Consider the following 24,863-nt stretch of genomic DNA (forward strand, 5'->3'; position numbering starts at 1 on the left):
CCGTACTCACCCGCGAGGGTGGTCGTCGGGCACACACGGTGCAGGACCGGGCGGCGGCGTCGCCCGTCTGGCGATCATGGCGCCGTGACGCAACCCAGCCTCCGCCGCTTGTGGCGCCCCCATGCCCTGCTCACCGCGAGCCTAGGTGCCTTCACCCTGCTGACCCCGCTGTCCGCACCGCCCGCCCACTCCGCGCCCGCCACGCCCGCGGAAGCCCGGTCGGTGCCACCGCCTCGGCCACCGACCGCCGCCGAGGCGCGCACGGCCCGGTATCTGGAGTCCGTCCGGAACCACCCCGACCTGCTGCGCGACTTCTTCACGCGCCTGCCCAAGGGCGCCGACCTGCACAACCACCTCTCCGGGGCGGTGTCGACCGAGTACCTGATCGAGCTGTCCGCCGAGGACGGCCTGTGCATCGACATCAGCACGACGACCGCCGTGACCCCGCCCTGCGGCAGCGGCACCCGCCCGGCCGCCGACGCCCGCACCGACCAGGCGTTCCACGACGCGATCGTGCGCGCCTGGTCGATGCAGGACTTCCCGCCGGACCAGAACGGCCACGACCACTTCTTCGACACGTTCGGCAAGTTCGGCGAGGTGATCTGGCGCCATCGCGGCAAGCAGCTCGCCGAGGTCGCCGACGCGGTGGCCGCGCAGAACCAGTTCTACCTGGAGACCATGGTCACCCCGGCTCCCGACAGCGTGGCGAAGCTGGCCGACGAGGTCGGCTGGGACGCCGATCTGGTCGCGCTGCACGCCAGGTTGACCGCCGGCGGCAAGCTGGACAAGGTCGTCGCCGAAGCCCGCAGAGAGGCCGACGACGGCGACGCCGAGTTCCGCGCCGCGGCCCGCTGCGACACCGACAACCCGCGGCCGTCCTGCCGGCTGCCGGTGCGCTGGATCTCCCAGGTGGGCCGGAGCGGTTCGCCGGAGCGGGTCTTCACCCACCTCGCCCTCGGCATGCGGCTGGCCGAACGCGACCGGCGCTTCCTCGCGGTCAACCTCGTCCAGCCCGAGGACGGGGACAGCTCGTTGCGGAACTACAGCCTGCAGATGCGCATGGTCCGGTACCTGCGCACCGTCTACCCGAAGGCCCATGTCACCCTGCACGCGGGCGAGTTGTGGACCGGACTGGTCAAGCCGGAGGACCTGAGGTTCCACATCCGGGAGGCGGTGACCGTCGCCGGCGCCGAGCGGATCGGCCACGGAGTCGACCTCGTCCACGAAGACGACTGGCAAGGGACCGCCCGCACCATGGCCGACCGCGAGATCGCCGTCGAGGTCTCGTTCACCAGCAACGCCCAGATCCTCGGCGTACGCGGTGCCCAGCACCCGTTCGAGACGTACCGCGCCTACGGCGTGCCCGTCGTCCTGGCCACCGACGACCCGGGCGTGTCCCGGACCGACGTCAGCCACGAGTACCAGTACGCCGCCGAGACCTACGGCCTGACCTACCCCGAGCTGAAGGACCTGGCCCGAGCCTCCCTGGAGTACTCCTTCCTGTCCGGCCGCAGCCTGTGGCGCGGCAACCCGACGCGCGACGGCTACCGCCTCCAGTGGTTCTGCCGCGGTTGGCTCCCCGGCAGCGGCCATGGGCCCGGCCCCGAGTGCCGCCGCCTGATCGCAGGCAGCCCGAAGGCCGAGGCGCAGTGGCGTCAGGAGGCCGCCTTCGCCGCCTTCGAGACCCGCTTCGCCGGCCCCCTCCGCTGAACCGGCCGCCGCCAGGTAAGCGCGGCACGAGAAGGTCGGCTTCGACGTCGAGGCCGATGTCGGACGGGACAACGAGCCGCCGGAGCTGGACCGTTGGGCCTGGCGGGCTGGCGGGAAATCTCCCCGGTCGAGCACGTCACCCGCGGTTATCCTGCCCAGATGCCGATCATGAACCGGGAGACGGACGCGCAGCTGGCCGTTGCCGCGGCGCAAGCGGGGGCCGCGGTGGTGCGGGACATGTACGGGGCGTCGCTGGGACGCGTGGAGAAGGGCGGCGGTGACTTCGCGACCGCCGCGGACCTCGCGGCGGAGCGGGCCATCCTCGACGTCCTGACGGGCGCACGTCCGGACGACGCCGTGACCGGGGAGGAGAGCGGGGACACCGGCGCCGAGGGCGCGGCGCGCCGGTGGCTGGTCGACCCCTTGTGCGGCACGCACAACTACGCCGCGCGGAACATGCTCGTCGCCGTGAACGTCGCCCTGCGGGTGGGATCCGAGGTCGCCGTGGCGGCGTCGGCGGATCCCTTCAGCGGCGAGGTGTTCTGGACCGATGGCGACCGGGCCCGGCTACGACACGACGGCGTGGACGAGGAGTTGGCGCCGTCGTCCGACTCCGGGCTGGTGGACGTCAACATCGATCCGCCCTTTCCCAACGCGCCGGGTTTCCGGGCGGTCCGGCTGCTGGCGGAGCCGGAGTTCGGGGAGCGTCTGCGGCCCCGGGTGGTGTCCACGACGTTGGCGGTGGCCTGGGTCGCCGCCGGGCGCAGGGCCGCGTACGTCACCGACGGCCACCTGCGCGACAGCGTGCACTTCGCCGCCGGCATCGCCCTGTGCCGGGCCGCCGGCTGCACGGTGACCGGCCTGCACGGTCAGCCGACGCACACGGGCGCGGGCGGGCTGATCGTGGCAGCCGATCAGCGCACCCACGCCTTACTGCTGGACCTGGTCAAGAGGCAGGAGTCCGGCGGCCGTTGACGCACGGCCGCGCTCAGCCGACCGGCTTCGGCGCGGCGCTCTCAGCGCCCCAGCAGCAGCCCCGTCCCCGTCACGTCCGCGCGGATGCCGTCCTTCTCCACCGTCACGTCCCGCAGGCGTACGTCGCCGGAAGGCGGCTTCGGCAGCCGGAAGGAGAAGGCGAAGCGGTCGGCGATCTGGGGACGGGCGAGCTGGGTCAGGGCGGTGAGCAGCGTCGGGTCCAGGCCCAGCCGCCGCAGGAGTCGCGGGTGCGCGAGCGCGATGTCGACGAGGTTCACGCGGGTGAGGTCGTGCAGGAAGCGCGGCGCCCCGGTGAGCCGGTGGAGCGCGTCGTCGTCACGCAGCCCGGCGCGTACGATCCGGTCGGGCAGGCCCAGGCGGTGCGCGATCTCCGGAACCGCGAGGAACGCCTTGAGTTTCGCCGCCTCGCGGGTGAGGCGGCGGGCCGAGGCACGGGTGAGGTGCAGGCCCTCGGCGGGCCCGTCGCCCGGCCGGTAGGTCGCGAGGTCGCCGATGTCCAGGCGCATGCCGTTCACCGACGTGGCGATGCCGCGCTCGCCGACGCGCCGGATGCGGGCATCGGCGTGGACCCGCAGATCGTGCCCGGCGACGCGCAGCCCACCGTGCGCCAGGACCTGCCCGGGGCCGTGTGCGGAGAAGGTCACCTGTGAGGCGCCGAGCTCGCGGTTCATGTCGGCGAACGACAGCAGGACATGGCCGCGCAGTTGGGAGATCGCCGCGCCGCGCACCGAGGTGGGTCCGTCGCCGTCGATGCGTACGTCGTGCGCGGTGGCCGTGACCCGGGTGAGCGTGACGCGTTCGGCGGCCACGTCCGGGACGGTGACCGTGACCGAGTCCAGGCGCCCCGCGGCCAGTTGGGTGAGGAAGGGGAACCCGCCGATCCGTACCTCCGGGGCGGCGGCCAGGTCCAGCTGGTCCTTGAGCCGGTCGGCGGCCCGGTGCTCGGCGTACAGCACCGCCCAGCGGTCGGCGAGGGTGGCGAGGCAGGCGAGGGTCAGGGTCCAGGTCAGGAACTTGAGGACGACGGGCAGGCCGGTGGCGCGATTGCGGCGCCGGCTTCCCCGTCGATGATTGGGCGGCGCCCAGGGCTCCTCCGCGTCCTGGTCCTCGGGGGCCGGATGCTCGGCGGTGAACTCGTCCAGCGGGTCGTCGGCGAGGGCCGCCAGTTCGTCGTACGGACTTCGGCGGGCCGGAACCCCTTCGGACGGTGGACCGTCCGAGGGAGGACGCGGCCCGCTCGACCGCGGGGCCGGTGACGGGTGGGGACGATGCGTGTGTATGCGGTGGGGGGTACGCATCCGCAGATTTGATCATATGTTCTCACCCGCGCCGCAAACTCTGTCCGACGCAGCGAATGAAATCAGCCACGCGACGACACGGCTCGCGCGTGATGCGTCCGCTCGGTGGCGCCCCTGCCCGGCGGCGCCTCCACCCGGCGTACGGTGCCATGCCCTTGGCCGCCCTTCCCTGGCGGGCGGCCGCTCGGTCGCGCAGCGTGGAGTCAGGGGGACGACCGTGGCGGCGACGACGGAGCCACAGGAGAGGTGAGGCAGATGGACAGGGATGCCGCGAAGCCGCGGGTCGTGGTGGGTGTCGACGGGTCGCCATCCTCGCACGCCGCGCTGCGCTGGGCCGTCCGCTACGCCGGCCTCCTCGGCGCCGGCGTGGACGCGGTGGCGGCGTGGGAGCTGCCGGGTGAGTACAGCTGGTCGGCGCCGGCCGTGGACACCGACTTCGACGAGGAGAACGCCCGGCAGGGGCTGACCAGCGCACTGACGGACGCCCTCGGCACCGAGGGTGCCGCCTCGGTCCGGCCGCTCCTGGTGCGCGGCAACACCGCCGACGTGCTGCTGCGGGCGGCCGAGGGAGCCGCCGCGCTGGTGGTGGGCAGCCGCGGGCACCGGGGCTTCACCCGTGCCCTCCTGGGATCCGTCAGCCAGCACGTGGCCCAGCACGCGAAGTGCCCGGTCGTGATCGTCCGCCCGGACACGGACTGACCGGCCGCGACGTGAGGTGCGGGGCGATGCGGTGCCGCCCCGGCCCGGAGGCCGCTCACGAGGACGAGTCCGGGACGGTGATCACCGGGCAGCGGGCATGGTTCAGCACGCCCTGGCTGACCGAGCCCAGCACCATGCCGGCGAAGCCCCCGTGGCCCCGGGTGCCGACGACCAGGCCCAGCGCGTGGGCGGAGGCCTCGGTCAGCTCCTCCACCGGATGGCCGATGACGAGTTCGCGGTTCAGCTTCACGTCCGGGTAGGCGGCGCCGCGCCCGGCGACGGTCTCGGAGAGCACGCGGTGGCACTCCATCTGCGCCGCGTGTTCGTCGAAGATGCCGAACGGCCCGGGCTGCCACACGTACAGCGCCCGCAGCGAGGCGCCGCGCAGGGCGGCCTCCTCGAAGGCGAAGTCGACGGCGGCGGCCGATCGCGCGCTGCCGTCCACGCCCACCACGAAGTGGGCCGGCTCCTGGGTGACGTGCTCCGACTCCGGTACGACGACCACCGGGCAGTCCGCGTGCGCCGAGACGGGCAGCGCGACCGAGGAGGACGAGGCGAGCACCTCCTTGGCCCGGCTCAGATGCCGGGACCCCACCACGACGACCGTGGCCCGGCCGCTCTGCTCCCGCAGGTTCCACACCGGGTCGCCCTCGGCCAGCAGTCCGGACACCTCGGTGTCCGGAACCCGCTCCTCCACGAAGGCCACCGCCGCCTTGAGGATCTCGTCCCCGGTCGTGTGCAGCGTCCGGTTCCACTCCTCCCAGGACGCCCGGGGCCCCTCCAACGTCGTGCCGCCGGTCGGCACGCCCTCGGCGTGCACCAGGAGCAGCGGCACCCGGCGCCGCGCGGCCTCGTCGGCCGCCCAGGCCAGTGCCTTCCGCTTCGTGGGATCGGGGTCGACACCGACCACGACCGGCTTCGCGTCGCTGCCTCGGGGCGTCGTCATCTCCACCACCTCATTTCCGGCGTCCTCGTCACTCCCGGCCTGATATCAGGATCTACCGGACGGGAGGATCCTTCAGGATTTGGGCGAGGGGACGCTTCAGGACCGGGCGAGGGGATCCGTGGGATCCGTCAGGACTCGGGTGCGGGCCGTCCGTCCCGAGACGCGCGTGCCGTCGAGCTCGCCGCCCCGTCGTCGCCGTCGGACCGGGTCGCGGAGAGGTAGGTGTAGGCGGAGGCGCGGGAGATGCCGAGCCGGGTCGCGATCTGCTGGACCGCGCCGCGCACGGCGAAGACGCCCCGCCGGTCCAGGTCGCGGAACAGGTCCAGGCGCTCCGCGCGGGTGAGCTGCGCCCACGGCTTGTTCGCGCGCAGTTGGCGGGCGTCGACGATCGAGTCGAGCACCGCGCCGATGTCGTCGCCGAAGGTGGTGGTCGGCGGGGTCGCCGCGGGTGCCGTGACGCCGGCGAGTTCGCCGATCAGGGTGTGAACCTGGCTCACGGCCGTCACGTCCACGTTGATGCACAGGGCGCCGAACACCGCACCGCTCGTGTCACGGAGCACCATGGTGGACGACTTCAGCAACTTCCCGTCCTGGGTGCGGGTGAGGTAGTTGAGCTCGTCCTCCGCCTCGTCGCCGCGTGCCAGGAGCTTCATGCCGATCTCGCTCATGGACCCGCCGACACCGCGTCCCGTGACCGAGCCCGCGAGGGCGACGACGGACTGTTCGGGGCGGCGGAAGTCGTGGACCACCACCTCGCAGAACGAACCGAGGGTCGCGGCGATCCCGTCGATCACCGGGGTGAGCGCGGCGATGATCGCGTCCTGTTCGTCGCCCGGCATGTGCTGCCCCCTCGCGCTGCGCCGAGCACCGGGTCCGAGTACTCGGTCTGGACATTCAGTATAGGTGATGGACAATAATTCCAGTGATTCGAGGGACCAGGTAAGACCAGGCAGCCCCAGACCGTCCAGGGAGTACGACCATGTCCGACGCCCAGCCCGTCACCCTGCGGGACGTCCACGACGCCGCGGCACGGATCAAGGGGGTGGCCCACCACACCCCCGTCCTGCGCTCGCGCACCCTGGACGACCTGGTCGGTGCCCAGGTCTTCGTCAAGTGCGAGAACCTCCAGCGGGTCGGCGCCTTCAAGTTCCGCGGCGCGTACAACGCCGCGTCCCGGCTGTCGCCGGAGCAGCTGGCCAGGGGGATCGCCGCGTACTCCTCCGGCAACCACGCGCAGGCGGTCGCCCTGGCGGCCCGTGAACTCGGCACCAGCGCCTTGATCCTGATGCCGGAGGACACCCCGCGCTCCAAGAAGGAGGCGACCGAGGGCTACGGGGCGGAGGTCGTCACCTACGACCGCTACACCGGCGACCGGGTCGCGATCGGGGAGGCCCTCGCCGCCGAGCGGGGTCTGGCGCTCGTACCGCCCTACGAGCATCCGCACGTGATCGCGGGCCAGGGCACCGCGGCTCTCGAACTGATCGAGGAAGTGGGGGACTTGGACACCCTGGTCGTGCCGGTCGGCGGCGGGGGGCTGATCGCCGGCAGCGCCACCGCGGCCAAGGGGCTGCTGCCCGGCATCCGGGTCATCGGGGTCGAGCCGGAGGCCGGTGACGACACCTTGCGGTCCCTCGAAGCCGGGCGGCGCGTCGCCATCCCCGTGCCCCGCACCATCGCCGACGGTCAGGCCGCCGACATCCCCGGCGAGCTCACCTTCTCCGTCAACCGGCGTCTGCTGGACGGCATCGCGCTGGTCGACGACGACCGGATCCGGGACGGGATGCGGTTCGCCTTCGAGCGGATGAAGACCGTCCTCGAACCGAGCGGCGCGAGCGCCCTGGCCGCCCTGCTGGCCCACCGGATCGAACTCACCCCCGCACCGCGCAGGATCGGCGTCATCCTGTCCGGCGGCAACATCAGCGCCCAGCGCTTCGCGCAGCTGCTCGGCGACTGAGCCCGGATCCGGGACGGCCCGCCGGTCGGGCCGTACGCGAGAGCGCGGGGTGGCCGTCGCCGGTCAGGCGTTCGCGGCCACCCCGCGCGCTGTCGCACTGTCGGGTTCACACCTCCTCAGGCGCACCCCCGCGTCGGGTTCTCCCAGGGCGCACGCCCCGGTCGGCTCACGCCTCCTCGGCCGCGTCCGCCGGGCGCGGCCGGCGCGGAATGCCCAGGGCGCACACGGCGCCCGCCAGGACCACCGCGACGCCCACCCATACGGCGGGGTGGAGTCCGTCGACGAACTCCTGGGGGCTCCGTGTGCTGCCATGGGCCACGAACACGGTGCTGAGGACGGCGATGCCGAGCGCGCCGCCGATCTCGCGGACGGTGGTGTTGGCGCCGGACGCCTTGCCCGCGTGGTCCTTGGAGACGGAGGAGAGCACGACCGCGGCCGTGGGCGCGAACACCAGGCCCATGCCGATGCCGGCCACGATCATCGGGCCGACCATGGACGAGTACGCGGTGTCCGTGTCCGCGACCAGGTTGATCCAGCCGAGGCCCACGCCCTGCAGGAAGAGGCCCAGCGCCATCAGCCGGCCGCCGCCGACCTTGTCGCTGAGGATGCCCGCCACGGGGGCGACGAACATCGGCATGAGCGTCCAGGCCAGGGTGCGCACGCCGGCCTCCAGCGGGGTGCGCGGGGGCACGATCTGGAGGAACTGGGCCAGCAGGAAGAGCGAGCCGAAGACGCCGAAGTACATCGTCGCCGAGACGATGTTGGTGAGGGTGAAAGCACGCACCCGGTAGAACGAGAGCGGCAGCATCGGCTCGGAGACCCGGGCCTCCCAGCCGACGAACCCGGCGAGCAGGACCACGCCCGCGCCGAAGGCGCCCAGCACCTTCGCGGACAGCCAGCCGTCCGGCTCGCCGTGCACGATGCCCCAGACCACGGCGCACAGACCGGCCGCCGCCAGCAGCATGCCGACCAGGTCGAGGCGGACACCGGGCAGGGAGCTCTCCCGCAGCGCGAACACGACCAGCGGGATGGCGATCAGGCACACCGGCACGTTGATCCAGAAGATCCACCGCCAGTCCAGACCGTCGACCACGGCGCCGCCCACCACCGGGCCCATCGCCACGGCCAGACCGCTGACACCGGACCAGATGCCGAGCGCGAGGCCGCGCAGCCGCTCCGGCACCGCCTGGGACAGCAGGGTCAGCGACAGCGGCATGACGGCGGCCGCGCCGAAGCCCTGGACGGTGCGGAAGGTGATCAGCTGGGCGCTGGTGTCGGACAGGCCGCAGCCGATGGAGGCGAGGGTGAACACGGCGATGCCGACGAGGAAGACCGCGCGTCGGCCGAACCGGTCGCCGAGCGCGGCGCCGGTCATCAGGAGGCACGCGAAGCTGAGGACATAGGCGTTGACGAACCACTGCAGTTCCTGGGTGTCGGCCTTCAGGTCGACGGCCAGGGTGTGCAGGGCCGTGGAGACGACGAGGTTGTCGAGCGCGACCATGAACATGGGCACGCTGCAGGCGACCACGGCGAGCCACAGGGGTATGCGGCGGCCCGCGGGCGCGGCGGCGGGCACCGGCTCGTCGAGAACCGGGCTCTGTTCGGACACTGTCATGACGGGGTCTCCTGGGGCGGTGGGCGTTCGGCGTCCGGGGGCGGTGCGCGAGGGCGGGGTCAGGCGCGGGCTTCCTGCTCGGCCAGCCGGCGCTTGGCGTCCGACCAGTCGATGGGCAGGTCGGACGCGGGGACCTGCCAGAACGTGAAGACCGACTGCTTCATCGTGGACCGCAGACCGGTCATGATCGACTTGTGCGGTTCGGTGCGCGCGTAGGTGTAGAGCGCGTCCTTGTCCTCCCAGGCCGACAGCGTCCAGAAGGTGCGCTTGAGCGGGTCGGCGATCAGGGAGGCGCCGAACGCGCCGGGGGCGCCGGTCACCTGCCTCCACGCGACGAGCGAGCGCAGGAAGAAACGCGGCACGTCGGAGAGGGAGCGCACCTCCAGACGGGACGCCATGACGAACGCCTGGGCGTCCGGGGCGGGCTTGTTGACGGTGGTCCAGCGCAGGGTGGGCATGGCTGCGGCCTTCGGGTCAGAGGCAGGACGAAGAGAAGGGATCCAATTGGATACCTTCACTATCTATGTTAGACATTAGAGGTATCCAATTTTCAAGAGCGGGGCCGATCCGATGCGCATCTCCGAACTGAGCCGCCGCAGCGGCGTCTCCGTCACGACGATCAAGTACTACCTCCGTGAGGGGCTGCTGCCGCCGGGCCGTCAGACCGCGGCGACCCAGGCCGAGTACGACGACCAGCACCTGCGCAGGCTCCGGCTGATCCGCGCGCTGACCGGTGTGCGCGGGCTGTCCGTCAGCACGACCAGGGACCTGCTGGACGCCCTCGCGCGGCACACCGGCGACACCCACCGCACGCTCGGCCTCACCCTCGGCGCGATCCGGCTGGCGGACGAGCCGGCCGCCGAGGCCCCCGAGGCGGGCGAGGTCGACGCGCTCGTCAAGGAGTTGGGCTGGGAGGTGCACCGGTCGGCCCCCGCCCGCGCGGCCCTCGCCGAGACCCTCGCCTCGCTGCGCTCGCTCGGCGTCCCGCTCGACTGGCACACGCTGCTGCCGTACGGCCGGCTCGCCGAGCGCACCGCGCTCCTCGACCTCGACCAACTGGACGGCATCGAGGACCCGTTGGAGGTGGCCGAACGCGCGCTGCTGCTGACGGTCCTCCTGGAGCCCGCGCTGCTCGCGCTCAGACGCATGGCCCAGGAGAACGAGTCGGCCCGCCGCCACGCGGACGGCGGACCGCAACCGGCCTAGGGTCGGGCCCCCAGCTCGCGCAGCAGTTGTGCCGCCGCCTCCTTTCCGGAGGAGAACGCGGCCTCGTGCGAGCCGATCTGGTCGTGGTACTGCTGCTTGGAGTGGAAGTACGAGCCGCACAGCTTCACCCGCGCGCCCTCGTTGACCCGGTAGATGGTCTGCTGCGCGGTGCGCATCGCCATGTCGACGACCGGGTGCTCGTAGGCGAAGGTGCGGATCACGGACTCCTCGGCGACGGGCAGCGGGTAGTCGAGGGTGACGAAGTAGTCGGTCTCCGACTCGAAGCCGTGCAGCTTGTTCATGTAGTAGGCGACGTACGTGCGGATCCGGCCGTCCACCGTCACCTTGCCGTAGTTCCAGGCCTCCCAGCGGGAGCGGTCCGCGGGCATCACCGAGGCGTCGGTGTGCAGGATCACCGTGGAGGCGTTGTAGCGCAGCGGGGCGAGCAACTCGCTCTGGGCCGCCGTGGGATTCTCCAGCAGCCCCCGGGTGACGTCGCCATGGGTGGCGACCACCGCGTGGTCGAACCGCTCCTGGCCGGACGCGGTGCGCACCACCACCCCGTCCCCTTCCTGCCGGATCCCGGTGACCGGCTCGGACAGCCGGGCCTTCGCGTCGATGGCGGCGATGGCCTTGCGGACGTAGGAGATCGAACCCCCGGCCACCGTCCGCCAGTCGACCCGGCGCCCGCCGAGACCGCCCTCGTCGTGGGCCATGAAGAAGGCGATGACGGTCGTCGCGGGCATCTCCCAGATCAGCTCGGCGGGCACCGACCACACGGCGCTGCACAGCAGGATGAAGTACCCGTACCGGAACTCCTGGCTGTAGCCGCCCCGGTCGAGGTACTCGCCCATCGGCATGTTGGTCCGCTTGCGGAAGAAGTCCCGCCGTCCCTCCTCGTGGAACCGGCGGGCCTCGCGCCAGATCCTCTGGAAGTACTCGGGATAGCGGGCGTCGACCTCCTTCTCGGGCAGGTCCAGCTCCTCGCTGCCGTACTGGAATCCGCCGTCGAGGTCGAAGAAGTTGAAGCCGCTGGCCAGTTCCTCGGACTCGACGCCGAGTTCGTCGAAGAAGCCGCCGAGGTTCGGGTAGGCGGGCCGGTTGAAGACGACGAACGCGGTGTCGATGCCGAGGATCCGGCCCGCGTCCGGCACCTCGACGGTGTTGGCGTGCCCGCCGAAGCGGTCCTCGCGTTCGAACAGGGTGATCTCGGCGTGCGCGCGCAGGGCGTAGGCCGCGGAGAGGCCGGCGACTCCGCCGCCGACGACGGCGATGGTGGGCTTGTCGGACATCGGGGGCTCCTTGGGGTCAGCCGAAGAGGGTGGTGGTGTCGAGGCCTGCCGGCCGTGACCGCTCGGTGGCCACGGCCAGCACGTGCCGGGAGGTCGGACGGATCAGGTCGAAGTGCCAGTGGTCGGCGGGTCCTTGGGGATCCCGCACGCGGGGGGGCCCGCCGCGCGGGCGGGTGAACGCGAACGTCGACAGGTCGCGCCGAAGGCCGGTGCCGAGTGCCTTGAGGTAGGCCTCCTTGAGCACCCAGTACGCGGCCACGAGCGCGGCCCGTTCGCCGTCCGCCGCGCCGGCCAGCTCGGCGCGCTCGGTCTCGGCGAAGAAGCGGGGCAGGTGTGTGAGCGCGTCCGGGGCGGCCGGGGAGCGTTCGGCGTCGACTCCGCAGGCGCGGTCGCCGTCGGTGACGACACAGGCGATCAGTCCGTCGGTGTGCGTGAGGTTGAACCGCAGTCCCTGGTGCGGGGGCCGCGGCTCCGGCCGGCCGTGGGCCGTCGTGCGAAAGCGCCAGACGTCCGGCGGGCGGCCCGAGCGGGCGCTGAGCGCATGGCGGGCCAGCAGGCGGGCGGCCAGCCGGCGCCGCCGCACCTGGGGGGCGAGCGGGCGCTCGCACCGCGCCCGCTCGCCGTCGGTGAGCAGGTCCCAACCGCCCATCCGCGTGATGAAGGCATCGATCGCGGACTCCGGCAGCAGCCACAGGTGACGGTCGGTCATCTCAGCGGCGGGCCGCGGTCGGGCCGCCGCCGCGCGCGGCCAGCGGGAACTGCCAGTGCGAGAACAGCAGGTCCTTCAGGTGCAGATGCCGCAGCACCCGCATCACCTCGTCGACCACCGCCGCGTCCGTGACGAACTCCCGCGGCCTCAAGTGCCGCCGCAGCCGTTCCAGTTGAAGCAGCAGCAGGGCCCCGCTGGGCAGCGGGTCGTCCAGGGCGGCGGCCGAGTGGACGTACGTGTGCACACAGGCCGCGGCCGCGTGCAGCAGGCAGTACTCCTTGGCCAGGTCGAAGAGCTCGGCGGACTGACCGTACGCACGGCCGAGGTCCGCCTTCAGCGCGCCGGTGCGCTCGCGCACCGAGTCGGCGTGCGCGAGGAATTCGGCGGCGACCGACGCCGCCCGCTCCAGCCACTCCCGCTCGTCCCCCTTGGCCTCCTGCGCCAGCCGCCGCAGCCGGGCGAGGGCGGCGGGCGCGGCCACCAGCGCGTCGTCCCGGCCCCGACTGAACAGCTCCTGGTCCCAGGGCCGGTACAGCGGCAGGTCCCGGTCGATGCCGAAGAGGACGGCCGCCCGCTCCTCGGCCACGGCGCGGACCTCGGGGCCCGCCTCGGCCGCGGTGGTGAGCAGCCCCTCCAGCTGGAGCGCGATGTTCTTGAGGTTCACCACCGTGTTGCCGTCGGCGAAGTTGGCCACCGGCAGGTCGCGCAGCATCTTCTGGTGGATGGCGTAGTGCGGGTGGTCGCGGAGGTAGAAGCGGGCCCCCAGCACGACGTTGAGCTGCGCGAAGGTGCGCTCCAACAGGGTCGGAACGAAGTACTTGACGACCGAGGACCACACGCTGGTCTGCTCGGGCACGACCTGGAGGGCCCGAACCGCCCCGAGACTGACCGCGTCCGAGACCATCAGATCGGCGAAGCACTCCACCAACTGGCGGCGCGAGTACGGGATGTCACTCACCGTGCGCCCGAAGACCCGGCGGCCCTCGGCGAAGTCCAGCGTCACCCGGAGCCCGGTGTCCACGGCGGACAGGGCGATCCCGCTGATCAGCGCCCGCGCGGTCTGGGAGGTCTTGAGTGCGATCTCCAGACCCTGCCCCTCCCGGCCGAGCAGGGCGGAGTCCGGCACGAAGACGCGGTCCAGCCGGAAGCCGCTCATGTCGAGTCCGCGCAGGCCGTGCATCCGCTCCCGCGGCAGCTCGTCCACGCTGCCGGCGGGCGTACGGCGCTTGTCGAGGACGAACACCGAGTAGCCGCCGGGCCCGCCCCGGGGGTCGGTGCGGGCGTGCACACTGAGCCCGTCGGCGACCCGGCCGTTGCCGATCAGCCACTTCTCGCCGGTGAGCAGATAGCCGCCGTCGGTCTTCTCGGCGGTCAGCTCGTTGGCGGTCAGATCGCTGCCGTGGCCGCGCTCCGACAGGCCCCAGGCGTAGCGCGTGCCGTGTTGGATGGCGTCGACCAGGGTGCGCTTCTGCTCGTCGGTGCCGGCGATCCAGGCGGGCATGAAGCTCAGGCTGGTGATGATGAACGCGGTGGCGGTCGTCGGGTCCCGGCGGGCGATCAGCCGCATCAGGTTGAAACCGATCTCCACGTCGCCCGCCTTGCCGCCCTGGTCGCGCGGGAGCGAATGGTCCAGGGCGCCCCAGCGCTGCAGCAGATTGACGAACTCGTACGGGTAGTCCTCGCGTTCGTCGTACTCCAGGACGCGGGCGTACGGCATCCGGCTGCCGGGTTCGTGCGGATCGCCGAGGTGGCTCTCCAGCCGCCGGGCGAGATCCGTGAGGTCTTCCTTCGGCACGGGTGGGTCTCCCAACGGTCACAGATCGGGGGCGAGTCGGACGGGGACGGCACTGAAGAGGCGGTTGCGGGCGTGGAGATCGGCGGTGATGCCGACGGCGGGCAGCTGGGCGGCGGCCTCGCGACGGGGGTCGGTGCCCTCGGCCCGGGACAGGAGGTGGGCCAGGCACGCGCCGAGCCAGGCGGAGGAGAACCGCGGGAGCCCCGGGTTGGCCCACCACAGGAGGAGACAGCAGGTCGCGGCGTGCAGCCAGGCGAAGCGCTCGGCGAGGTCCACCAGACCGGTGCCGCGGTCGGTGGCCGCCACCTCGGCGGCCAGCGCCGTCAGAGCCGCGACCAGACGGGCCACCAGCCGCGCGGTGCCGTGCTCGGCCCGGGCGGTGAGCCGGGCCAGCACCTGCGGGGCCACCACGGCGAGCGTGCCGGTCACCGGATCACGCCCCCGGGCGTTGAGGTCCAGACGTTCCGGCGCGTACGGCGGCAGCGCCGCACGCAGGTCGAACACGGTCCCCACGAGGTCCAGGTCCTCCGGTGCCACGGGGGCCGACACGGCCTGGGAGACCGAGGCCAGTTGCGCGCTGTAGGAGCGCAGGTTCGCCAGCGTGCTCGTGTCCACCACCCGGACGACCGCCGCGTCCCGCTGGAGCTTCTGGAACAGGCCGCCCCCGGGGCCCTCGGTGCGCAGCACCGACCGGGTCGCCAGGACCGAGCCGCAGCGGCGGATCACCTCCTCCGCGCTCTCGGCCACCACGTGCTTGGCCGCGCAGCCCCAGACGCTGAACAGCTCCGGCGCCGCGTGGATCCCGCGCGCGGCGGCCAGGGCGGTGGCGTCGGCGGCCAGCAGCGCGGCCGAGGCCAGCGCCAACTCCCGTCGCGGATACGGGGATTCCAGGACCGTCGTACGGCCGACCCGGCGCCCGGCGGCGAAGTCCAGCGTCAGTCGCAGCGCCGTGTCGGCGCAGCCGAGGCTGCCCGCCATGCTCATCACCCGGACCACCTGCTGGGCCTTCATCACCGACTCCAGGGCCTGACCGGCGTGGCCGACCAGGGCCTCGGCCGGGACCGGGAAGCGGTCGAAGCGCAGATGGGCGAAGTCGATGCCCCGCATGCCGCTCGCGGGGACCGCGGCACCGCGGTCGAGCCCACCCTCCTCGCCGAGGTCCAGCAGCACCGCCGAGAACGCCCCCGGGCCGCGCTCACCGGTCCGCGCCACCAGGTACACCGCCTCGCAGCGCCGGCCGAGCCCCACCATCCACTTCTCACCGGTCAACTCCCAGCCGTGCCCGGCCGGTTCGAGGTGGGCGGTGTTGGCCAGCAGGTCGCTGCCGTGGTCGGCCTCCGACAGGGCGAAGCCGATCGCGCCGCCCCGGGCGAGGACCTCGGCCGCGTACTTCCGCTGCGCGGCGGAGCCGTGCAGGGCCAGGCAGGTGGCGGCGGTGATGCCGAACATGGTGCCCGGCATGATGTTCAGGTCCCGGCGGGCGGCCGTGCGCACCAGCAGCAGACCCCGGTCGAAGGACTCGAACCGGCCGCCCCAGTCCTGGGGCAGGTAGTTCAGATGGAAGCCGGACTCCCTGAGACGGGCGCACAACTCCTCGGGAAACGAGTCCTGTTCGTCCCGGGCGACCGCCGCCGCGAACCCGTACGGACTGGTCTCGTCGTACGGATCGCCGAGCAGCCGCTCGACCTCCTCCGGGGTCACCTCGCACCCTCCAGCGCGGGCGCCTCCAGCGGCACCGGCCGGTAGTCGGCCGCCGAGGCCGGGAACCGCACGCCCGCGACCCGCAGCTGCGCGAGCCGGGTGTGGAAGGCGGCGCCGCGCATCAGGTGGTGGGCGACCTCCGCGACCCGGCGGTTGCCCGGGGCCTTGAGATAGCTGGCGGTCACCCAGTCGTTGAAGGCGCCCATCGCCGGGCCGCACCACACCTGGTAGTCCAGGACGCGGTCGGGGTCGCCGACCGTGGACCAGCGCGAGGCCATGCCCAGGTACCAGCGGAACACCAGGGCCATCCGCCGCTTCGGACTGTCGGCCGCGCGGGCGAGCTGCTCGGGGTCACGGCGCCGGAAGTAGCCGACGCACTCCTGCCAGACGTCCTCCAGCGGCCGGCGCATGATCTGCGTCTCCAGCCGCGCGCGCTCCGCCGCGGGCAGCGCCTCCAGGCCGTGGTACGCCTGGTAGAGCTCGTACAGCCGCCTGGCGCGCATCGGGAACAGCGTGCCCTTCTTCAACACCTGGAGTTCCACGCCCATTTCGAACATGTCCGCCGCCGGGGCCATCTCGCAGTCCGCGATCCCGGCGTCGGCGAGCAGCGCCTTGGTGGCCTTCGAGGCGCCCGACTCGACGCAGGACTGGTTGACCGAGCCGGTGACGACGTAGGCGGCGCCCAGGGCGAACGCGGCGGCCACCGAGGAGGGGCAGCCCAGGCCGCCCGCGGCGCCCACCCGGATGGGGACGGGGTAGCGATGCTCGTGCTGCACGGTGTCGCGCAGCCGCAGGATCACCGGGAGCAGCGCCGTGAGCGGCCGCCGGTCGGTGTGGCCACCGGAGTCCCCCTCGACCGTGATGTCGTCGGCCATCGGCACGTACTTGCCGAGCTCCGCCTGCTCGGCGGTGATCAGGTCCTGGTCGAGCAGCGCGCTGACCAGGGCGGCCGGCGCCGGGCGCATGAACCGCTCGGCGGTCTCCGGGCGGGAGACCTTGGCGATCAGCCGGTGGTCGGTGACGACCGCCCCGGACGGCTCCCTGCGCAGCCCGGTCAGCCGGTAGCGGACCACGTGTGCGCTGAGGTTCATGAAGGCGGAGGCCTCCACGCACCGCACCCCGTGTCGCAGGAACAGCTCCACCGCCTCGCGCTCCAGGCGCTCCTCGCTCGGGCTGTGGATGAGGTTGACGGCGAAGGGGAGTCCGGGGATCTCCCGGGCGAACCGGGTCAGCGCCTTGCCGATCGTCTCGGGCAGCAGTCCCGCCGCCCCGTACGAGGCGAGGAAGCCCGCCCGGGCCAGCGCGACCACCAGGCCGGGGGAGGCGATGCCGCCCGCCATCGCGCCGGCCATGTAGGCCTGCCGGACGCCGTGCGCGGCGCGGAACGCGGGCGAGCCGAGGCTGTGCGGGGGCAGCGGGCCGGCCGCCGCGAGCAGCGGCAGGCCCTCGCCGGCCGTGGCCCGGCCGCCGGCGGCCGCCCCGACACCGGACGGCGTACGGACGACGAAGCAGGGACGTTCGAGGTCGTCGAGGACCTGGTGGATGCCCGAGGGGTCGGTGTGCGGGCCGACCTCTCCGGACCACCGCAGGGGAGTGCTCTGGGTCTGCATGACGGGGGTCGTCTCCTCGGGCCCGGTCAGGCCTGGTCGCGGGTGTCGTCGGGACGGACCTCGATGGCCACGTCGGTGAGCTCGTAGATGCGCAGTCCCGGCTTCCACAGGTCGGCGTCGGCGATCACGACCAGCCGCTCGCCGTCCCGGCGGACCTCCTTGACGTGCGCGTCGAAGAACAGCTCGCCGTCGTGGCGCAGGATCTGACCCCGGTACTTCCAGCTCATGGGGACATCCGTGGCGAGCGCGAAGCGCGGGCGCCCGATCCCGTCCGCCAGGCCCTGCTCCAGCACGTACAGGCGCAGCGCCTGGAGGATCGCCTCCACGCCGAGCGAGCCGGGCATCACCGGGTCGCGGTGGAAGTGGCAGTCGAAGTACCACTCGTCGGGGCGGATGCGGCGCCGGCCGTGCAGATAGCCCTTGCCGTGCTTGCCGCCGTCCTCGACCAGGTCGACATGGTCGACGAGGTGGAAGTGGCCGCCCGGCAACGGCAGCCCGCCGGAGAACTGCGGCGCGTCGTCGGGGAGTTCGATGCGCCGTACGCCGGACGGCCGGGCCTGCTCGATCCAGGGCGCCACGTACGTGCCGTTGTCCAGTCCCACCTGATGGGCGAGAGCCGCCTCGCTGAAGTACCCGAAGAGCGACTCGCCGGTGTAGAACACCTCGCCGTCGGCGGAGAGTTCGTAGCGGAAGTTCTGCAGTACGGCCCCCTGCACGGCGCTCGTCATCAGCAGCGTCGAGCGGTGGCGGATGGTCCGGCCGCGCAGGTCGATGTCCTTGACCAGGGTGGCCGTGCCGTCGAGGTTGCGGATCGAGTACTGCGTCTCGGGCTGCTTGAGGGTGGCGCCGAGGTAGTAGCCGAGGAGGATCGCCGCCTGCAGGGAGGTCTCCATGTAGACGCAGTTCGGCATGTGCGGGTGGGAGTTGTCGCCGTAGTACCAGGCGTCGGCGGGCGAGTCGTACTCCGTGACCATCTCGGCGCCGGGCTTCAACTCGCCCCGCGTGCCGTCGAGTCGCATGATCCGGTCCACGAACTGGAAGTCCCCGTTGGGGATGTACGGCGCCCGGCTCTCCTTGTAGACGTCGAACTCCGGACCCATCGCGGTCCCGAGGTCCCCCTTGGCGGCATGCGCCAGGTGCAGCTCGTTGATCATCGCGGGCTCGCCGTCGCGGTTGCGGCGGCCGAGGAACCCGGGGACACCGCCGAGCGGGGGCCGGTACGGCGTGCCGTCCTTCTCCCGGATCTGGATGCCGAAGTCACGCATCCGGATCACCGGCTTGTCGCCCAGGTACACCAGGACGTCGGCGATCACCGAGGGCCGCGGGAGCAGCGTCAGCTCCATGACCTCGATCTCGTACCGGATCTCCCGGTGCTGCGGCGTGATCTGGCCGCGCACCTGCACCTCGGTCTCCAGCCCGATGATCGTCTGGAAGCGGGCGTCCGGCAGGACGAGGTGCATGCCCTGGTGCAGCAGATAGGCCTGCAGCGTCTGGACCGCGCCCTCGGCGACCATCGAGCCGGCCAGCACCGGGTCGTCGGGGAAGTGGCACTCGAAGTACCAGGCGTCCGGCTCCAGCCGCTTGTACGCGGTGATCGCGCCGAGTCCGCGCGGCCCGCCGGTGCGGTCGATGCGGATCTCGTCGACCATGCGCAGGCGGGCGTCGGGCAGCCTGAGCGCCGGGTTGAGGCCCGGGTCCTGGGCGTGGTGCGGGCCGAAGACCTCGCCCGGCCTGCCGTCGGCCAGCAACTCCAGTTCGTCGGCGCCGAGACGGTTCGTGTCGGTGTACGCGAGGGGCTTGAACCAGGTCTTCGTCAGCGCGGCCCGGCGCTGCCGCTCCTTCTCCGTGACGACGACGCCGAGCGGGGTGTCCAGCTCGGCCTGGCTGAAGAACCCGGCGCAGGCGTCCTTGAGTTCGAGGATCAGCTCGCCGTCGGCGTAGCAGAGGTAGCTGAAGAAGAAGAGGGTCGTGTCGCCCTGGCGGACGAAACGGTTGATGGAGATGTCGTAGCGCAGGGTCTGGCCGGCGCGCGGCAGGTCGCCGTGGAAGACCAGCTTGCTGTCGAGCAGCCGGTAGACCCGCTCACCCTTGTTGCGGAAGTCGATGCCCAGATAGCTGATGAGCAGCAGGTCGCACTGGCCGGCCTCGATGGCGACGGCGGGCGGCACACCGCCGTCCACGGCGTACCAGGCATCCTTGGGGACGTCGTACTCCGTGCGGATGAAGGACGGCTCGTACACCCCGGTCTCGGCCCGCAGCGCGGTCACCCGGGTGACGAAGTGGTACGGCGGAGCGGGCAGCCGCACCCGCTTGGCGTAGCTGTCGATCGGTTCGAACTCCGGGCCGAAGACATCGGCGAGCCGGCCCGTGGCAAAGGCGAGGAGCTGCCGTTCGTCCCAGATCACATCCGGGGACTCCGGGGACTTCGCGGCGGGCAGCGCGGGCGGCGGCGGTGCGGGGAGTGCACGCGCCTCGGCGGTGGCCTCGACGGCGGCCTCGGGCGCGGCCGTCCGGGCGGTGTTGCCGGGCGCGGGCGCGGCGGTGTGGTCGTCGAGCAGCGCCTCCATCCGGGTCAGCGTGTGCTCCTGGAGGATGCGCTGGGTCTCCATGACCACCGAGTGGGTGGTCATCATCTGCTGCCGTATCTCACGCACCAGACCGGCGGCCGCGCCGCCGGACGGACTGTGGCTCTCACGGGCCCCGGAAGCCGGCGCGGAGGGCGTGGGCACGGGTCGGCCGGCCGGCGCCGGCGGTGCGGGCGGGGCCGGAGCGAGGGCGGCCGGCTCCGCCCAGGGCAGGAACGCGATCGGCTCACCGTCGAAGGTGATGACCTCGGCGTCGTCGAGGGTCGGGTCGGCGGGCATCAGGTCGGTTACCTCCAGCGATACGGCCGCCACGGGGGCGGGCCGCACATCCTTGACGTCGACTGCGGCGGCCACGGGCGCGGGTGCCGTACGGACGGACGGCGCCGGCTTTGGCCGTGCGCCGGGGGACGGGTCCGGGGCGGGCAGAGCGGCGGCCCGCTCCGCGATCCGCGCCGGGATGGACGCGCCGCCGCCGACCGGCACCCGCAGCCGGGCGGGCCGGGCGGCCGGTACGGGGTCCGGGCCGAGCAGGGCGGCCAGGTCGACCGGCACCCCGTGCGCGGCGAGCCGGGCCGCCAGCTGCGCCACCGACCGCGCCGCGGGAACGCCCCGGCGGTCCACCGGCACGGCGACGTGCGGGGCGTCGCCGAGGGTGTCGTGCACCCAGCGGGTACAGGTCGCGCCGGGGCCCGTCTCGATGAAGTAGCGGAAGCCCCGGTCGTGGGCGGTGCGCACCAGGCGCGGGAAGTCGATGGTGCCGCGCAGGGTCCGGGCGATGCGCCGGGCCACCTCGGACCGGTCCAGGTCGCCGACCGTCCCGTAGTCGTAGGCGCTGAACAGCTCCAGACCGCCCGGTGAGCCGGTCGGATGGTCGTTGAGCTCGGCCAGACCGGCCAGCTCCCCGTCCACCACCGGGCAGTGCATCACCGAACCGACCGGCGAGCGCGCCGAGGGGCAGCCCAACTCCTCGATGAGCGCGCGGCATTGGGCCGGATCGCCCGCGACGACCGCCTCCGTCGGCGTGTTGACGTGGGTCAGGAAGACGCGGTCGTGGCCGGCCAGCGCCCGGGTGATGCGGTCGGCGGACTCCAGCAGCACGAAGCTGCCCCACACCGCCTCGTCCGGGGTGTCCTCCGGCAGCTCCCACAGCTCCCGGACCGTCCGCCGGGGCCCGGTGAGCCGGTCGCGGAACAGCGGGGTCGCGCTGATCCGGTCGTCCCGGCGGGCCGAGCGCCGCCAGCCGCCGGTGGCGAACAGCATGCTGGACTCGCCCAGGCTGTAGCCGAACGCCCCGTGCGCCGGCACGCCGAGCAGCTCGCGCACCAGGTCGGTGTACAGGATCGCGAAGGTGGTGCCGGTGGCGAGCATGAACGGGATGTCCTCGCCCAGCCGTCCCTCCAGCGCCATCAACTCCCGCCGGTCGGGCGTGACCTGGGTACGCGGGTACAACTGGGCGGCGCGGAACATGCGGTCCGGGTCGCCCGCCTCCGCCTCGAAGCGGGTCAGCAGGGAGGGGAAGACACGGAAGAGGTCCTGGCCGAGGCCGGGGTACGAGTTGAAGGCGCCCGGGTAGACCAGGGCGACCTTCCCTTCGGGACCGATCGGCCGCGGCGCGAAGCAGCTGCCCGCCGGCGTGGTCCACTCCTCGCCCTTGTGGAACGCGTCGGTCAGATCCCGTGCCGCCAACTCCAGCTGCTGCCTCAGCTGTTCACGGTCCCGGCCGACCAGGACGACGCGCAGGGCGGCGCCGGGCAGCCGTTCGGCGGCGGCGCGGGCCAAGCGGTAGGGGTCGCCGCCGTCGGCCAGCAGCGCCAGGTGCCGGTCCACCTCGGCCAGCAGGCCGGCCAGGTCCGGCGCGCCCAGCGGCAGGAGCACCGGCGCGCAGGCCCGGCGCCAGTCGGACGGGACGGCGTCGCCGCGGGTGCGGTCGGCGGACAGCACCAGGTGGCCGTGGGCGCCGTCGGAGCCGATGACGTTCACCGCCGCGTACCGGCGCTTCGTGTCACCGCCGCGCAGCCACGGCCGGGACGCGTCCGGCACATGCAGGGCGGAGGCGGCGAACGCGTCGGCCAGCTCGGCGGCGGGCCTGCGCCAGCCGGGCGCCCCGGGCACCTGGCCGTGGTGCAGGCACAACACGGCCCGCAACAGCCCGGCCAGCGCCGAGGCGGCCTGCGTGTCCCCGAGCTGGGCCTTGGCGCTGCCGAGCGCGACGGCACCGCAGCCGGCCGGGTACACCCGTGCCAGCGCGGCCAGTTCGGCGCGGTCGCTGACCGGTGTACCGCCCGCGTGGGCCTCGACATAGCCCACGTCGCCCGGACCGATCCCGGCGGCGGCCAGCGCCTGCCCGGCTGCCTCGGCCAGCACGCTCTCGTCGGCCTCGGGCAGCACGCCGTCGACCGGAGCGCAGTGCCGTACGGCGATGGAGTCCACCCGTGCGTACGCGGGCCGCGCGCCCTGGCCCGGCCGGGTCACCACGACCGCGCCCGCGCCCTCGCCGATCCGCACGCCCTGCTGCCCGTCCCCGAAGCTCAGCCCCGCCCCGGCCACCGGCCGCGCGCCGCGCAGCAGCAGGCGTTCCGGGGATCCGGCCAGGTCGACGGCGCCGACCAGGACCGCCTCCACGGTCTCGTCGAGCAGCAGGAGTTGGGCGATCTGGAGGGCCTCGGCGCCGCCGGCGCCGTCGGAGGAGACGGTGAAGGAGGGGCCGGTCAGGTTCCACAGCGAGGAGATCCGCCCGGCCATGATGTTGCCGATGTAGCTGAGGACCTCGTTGGCGACGATCGGCTCGTGCACCGCGTCCCGGGCGATGTCCGCGAGCGCGGAGCGCTGCTCGTCGCTCGGGCGCAGCCCGGCCTCCTCGTAGGCACGGCGCAGGAAGTCGCCCAGGCCGTGGCGGGCCAGGTGCAGATGGGCGCTGGGCTCGATCTCCATCGCCACGACGACCGCGATCCGGCGCGGCGCGGGCGCCTTCTGACCGGGTGGTACGTCCCTGTCGTAGCCGGCGTCGCGCAGCGCCTCGTCGGCGACCTTGGACATGAGCGCGTGCTGGAGGTTGTAGTTGCGCAGGTCGGCCGGGGGGATGCGGTGATCGGCCGGGTCGAGCTCGACGCGGTCGACGAAACCGCCGTCCGGGAGGTGGTCCCGGTCGAGGCCCGCGCGTTCCAGGGTGCCGCCGGTGGTGTCCTCCAGGCCGCGCCAGCGCGGGGCGGGCAGGGGCTGGAAGGCGTCCGTGCCGTCGTGCAGGGCGCGTTCGAGGGCGGCGACGGAGTCCAGGGTGCCGAAGTGGGCGCCGAGGCCCACGACGTCGAGGACGGGCGGGACCACCACCGGCTCGGTGTGCTCCGCCTCGGTGTGCTGTGGCTGCGCGCCCTCCGGTTCGGCCCGCTGGGAGAGGACGACGTGGGCGTTCGTACCGCCGAAGCCGAAGGCGGACACGGCGGCGCGGCGGGGGCCCGGACGGCCGTCCGGCCAGTCGCGTCCCTCGCGGACCACGGGCAGGTCCTCGACGAGGGGCCGCTGCACACCGATCGTCGGCGGCATGTGACCGTGCCCCATCGCCAGGATCACTTTCAGCAGACTGCTCAGGCCCGCCACGGTGAGCAGATGGCCCAGGTTGCCCTTCACGGAGCCGAGCGGCGGCACCGCGCCCCGCTCACCGAACCAGGCGGCCACCGACTCGGCCTCCGTGCCGTCGCCGATGGGCGTGCCGGTGGCGTGGCACTCCAGGTAGTCCACCTGCTCGGGACCGAACCCGGCCTGCCGGTAGGCGAGTTCGTAGGAGCCGAGCTGCCCGGCCGGGTTGGGCACCAGCAGGTGGCGGCCGGCGCCGTCGTTGGACAGGCCGATGCCGTCGACCACCGCGTGGATGCGGTCGCCGTCGGCCAGGGCGTCCGCGAGACGCCGCACCGCGACCATGCCGGCGCCCTGGCCGGTCAGGATGCCGGTGGAGCGGCCGTCGAAGGGCTGGCTGACCCCGTTGCCGGGGTAGGCGTGCAGGTCCGAGAAGGAGAGGTGGATGAGCGTCGGGTCGGGGGCGCAGACACCGCCGGCCAGCACCAGGTCGGCCTGGCCGGTGGCGAGATGGTCGCAGGCCAGCTTCAGCGCGTACAGGGCCGAGGAACAGGCGGCGTCGAGGGCGTAGCGGGGGCCGCCGAGGCCGAGCGCGGCGGCCGTGACCCGGGCGGGGGCGCCGCTCACTCGGGCGTCGGCGGGGTGCACCGCGGCCGGGTCGAGCAGCGGGGCCGGGGCGGGCGCCGGGAGCCCGGACCCGCGCAGGCCCTCCAGGACGGCCTCCCGCACCAGGGGCAGGCTGATCCGGGCGGACGCCGGGGTGGGGAAGGAGTAGTCGCCCACCACCAGGCCGGTGCGGGCGAGGAGTTCGGGCCGGGCGGCGTGGCCGCTGTCGCGCAACGCCTCGCGGGCCACGTGCAGGGACCAGTGGAAGACGCGGTCGAGGCGGGTGAGGTCCTCGGCGCGGAGCAGGTAGCCGGTCGGGTCGAACTCGAAACCGGTGACGAACCCGCCGCGGACGCAGGTGATGGTGTGGTCGGGATCGGCGTCGCGGGGGTCCGGAGCCGGTCCGAAGACCTCCGGGCCGCCCTCGGTGCGACTGTCGACGCCGTCGCGCAGGTTCTTCCAGAACGCGTCGGGAGTGTCCGCCCCGGGGAAGAGGCAGGAGATTCCGACGATCGCGAACTTGGGCATGGCAGCTGTCTCCTCCAAGGTGCCGGGTCCCGGCGGGCGGGGA

Annotated in this window: 16 protein-coding genes; 5 read left to right on the forward strand and 11 right to left on the reverse strand. The window is 73.1% G+C overall.

The genetic code is table 11. The features are described 5' to 3' along the window. The first annotated feature begins 84 nt into the window (after positions 1 to 84). The gene (locus ACWGKT_RS17485) at positions 85 to 1,710 is read left to right on the forward strand and encodes an adenosine deaminase family protein (protein WP_453274315.1); all 1,626 of its coding nucleotides are present in this window, start codon (positions 85 to 87) and stop codon (positions 1,708 to 1,710) included. A gap of 159 nt (positions 1,711 to 1,869) precedes the next feature. Then, positions 1,870 to 2,685 carry an inositol monophosphatase family protein gene (locus ACWGKT_RS17490; protein ID WP_453274316.1) on the forward strand — a complete coding sequence of 272 codons (816 nt, stop codon included), beginning with the start codon at positions 1,870 to 1,872 and terminating at the stop codon, positions 2,683 to 2,685. A 41-nt stretch (positions 2,686 to 2,726) separates the two neighbouring features. Here ACWGKT_RS17490 and ACWGKT_RS17495 read toward each other — a convergent pair whose 3' ends face one another. Beyond that, positions 2,727 to 4,004: an LmeA family phospholipid-binding protein gene (locus ACWGKT_RS17495; RefSeq protein ID WP_453274317.1), complete on the reverse strand. Its 1,278-nt coding sequence runs from the start codon at positions 4,002 to 4,004 to the stop codon at positions 2,727 to 2,729. Between the two features lie 255 nt (positions 4,005 to 4,259). Between ACWGKT_RS17495 and ACWGKT_RS17500 the strand changes: the two genes are divergently transcribed. After that, entirely contained in the window at positions 4,260 to 4,703 is a 444-nt protein-coding gene (locus ACWGKT_RS17500) for a universal stress protein (protein ID WP_356153866.1), read from the forward strand. Between the two features lie 55 nt (positions 4,704 to 4,758). Here ACWGKT_RS17500 and ACWGKT_RS17505 read toward each other — a convergent pair whose 3' ends face one another. Both ACWGKT_RS17505 and ACWGKT_RS17510 read right to left on the reverse strand, forming a co-directional pair. After that, complete coding sequence (locus ACWGKT_RS17505) at positions 4,759 to 5,649, reverse strand: universal stress protein (RefSeq protein WP_453274318.1); 891 nt, start codon at positions 5,647 to 5,649, stop codon at positions 4,759 to 4,761. A gap of 128 nt (positions 5,650 to 5,777) precedes the next feature. Continuing rightward, positions 5,778 to 6,488, reverse strand: coding sequence for a helix-turn-helix transcriptional regulator (locus ACWGKT_RS17510; protein WP_453274319.1), 711 nt, complete (start codon positions 6,486 to 6,488; stop codon positions 5,778 to 5,780). Positions 6,489 to 6,628: 140 nt separating this feature from the next. On the opposite strand from ACWGKT_RS17510, the gene ACWGKT_RS17515 reads away from it, so the two are divergent. After that, positions 6,629 to 7,603 (forward strand): pyridoxal-phosphate dependent enzyme, encoded by a 975-nt coding sequence (locus tag ACWGKT_RS17515; protein WP_453274320.1) that lies wholly within the window; start codon positions 6,629 to 6,631, stop codon positions 7,601 to 7,603. 166 nt (positions 7,604 to 7,769) lie between these two features. Here ACWGKT_RS17515 and ACWGKT_RS17520 read toward each other — a convergent pair whose 3' ends face one another. Beyond that, entirely contained in the window at positions 7,770 to 9,218 is a 1,449-nt protein-coding gene (locus tag ACWGKT_RS17520) for an MFS transporter (protein ID WP_453274321.1), read from the reverse strand. A 59-nt stretch (positions 9,219 to 9,277) separates the two neighbouring features. Then, positions 9,278 to 9,676, reverse strand: coding sequence for a DUF3291 domain-containing protein (locus tag ACWGKT_RS17525; protein WP_356153876.1), 399 nt, complete (start codon positions 9,674 to 9,676; stop codon positions 9,278 to 9,280). Between the two features lie 112 nt (positions 9,677 to 9,788). On the opposite strand from ACWGKT_RS17525, the gene ACWGKT_RS17530 reads away from it, so the two are divergent. Further along, positions 9,789 to 10,424 carry a MerR family transcriptional regulator gene (locus ACWGKT_RS17530; RefSeq protein ID WP_453274322.1) on the forward strand — a complete coding sequence of 212 codons (636 nt, stop codon included), beginning with the start codon at positions 9,789 to 9,791 and terminating at the stop codon, positions 10,422 to 10,424. Here ACWGKT_RS17530 and ACWGKT_RS17535 read toward each other — a convergent pair. From ACWGKT_RS17535 to ACWGKT_RS17560, 6 genes are read right to left on the reverse strand one after another with little or no spacing between them, the layout of a single operon-like run. Further along, positions 10,421 to 11,716, reverse strand: coding sequence for an NAD(P)/FAD-dependent oxidoreductase (locus tag ACWGKT_RS17535; RefSeq protein WP_453274323.1), 1,296 nt, complete (start codon positions 11,714 to 11,716; stop codon positions 10,421 to 10,423). The two genes, ACWGKT_RS17530 and ACWGKT_RS17535, sit on opposite strands and share 4 nt — an antisense overlap. Before the next feature lie 16 nt (positions 11,717 to 11,732). After that, positions 11,733 to 12,425, reverse strand: a complete 693-nt coding sequence (locus ACWGKT_RS17540) for a 4'-phosphopantetheinyl transferase family protein (RefSeq protein WP_453274324.1) — start codon at positions 12,423 to 12,425, stop codon at positions 11,733 to 11,735. A gap of 1 nt (position 12,426) precedes the next feature. After that, positions 12,427 to 14,220 carry an acyl-CoA dehydrogenase family protein gene (locus tag ACWGKT_RS17545; protein WP_453274325.1) on the reverse strand — a complete coding sequence of 598 codons (1,794 nt, stop codon included), beginning with the start codon at positions 14,218 to 14,220 and terminating at the stop codon, positions 12,427 to 12,429. Between the two features lie 18 nt (positions 14,221 to 14,238). Continuing rightward, a complete protein-coding gene (locus ACWGKT_RS17550; protein ID WP_453274326.1) occupies positions 14,239 to 15,921 on the reverse strand; it encodes an acyl-CoA dehydrogenase family protein in 1,683 nt (560 codons plus the stop codon). Then, positions 15,918 to 17,531 carry a PfaD family polyunsaturated fatty acid/polyketide biosynthesis protein gene (locus ACWGKT_RS17555; protein ID WP_453274327.1) on the reverse strand — a complete coding sequence of 538 codons (1,614 nt, stop codon included), beginning with the start codon at positions 17,529 to 17,531 and terminating at the stop codon, positions 15,918 to 15,920. Before ACWGKT_RS17555 ends, ACWGKT_RS17550 begins: the two co-directional genes overlap by 4 nt. A 26-nt stretch (positions 17,532 to 17,557) precedes the next feature. After that, positions 17,558 to 24,820, reverse strand: a complete 7,263-nt coding sequence (locus ACWGKT_RS17560) for a beta-ketoacyl synthase N-terminal-like domain-containing protein (protein WP_453274328.1) — start codon at positions 24,818 to 24,820, stop codon at positions 17,558 to 17,560. Positions 24,821 to 24,863 lie beyond the last annotated feature (43 nt).

It is taken from the genome of Streptomyces sp. NPDC054794, from assembly GCF_053611585.1.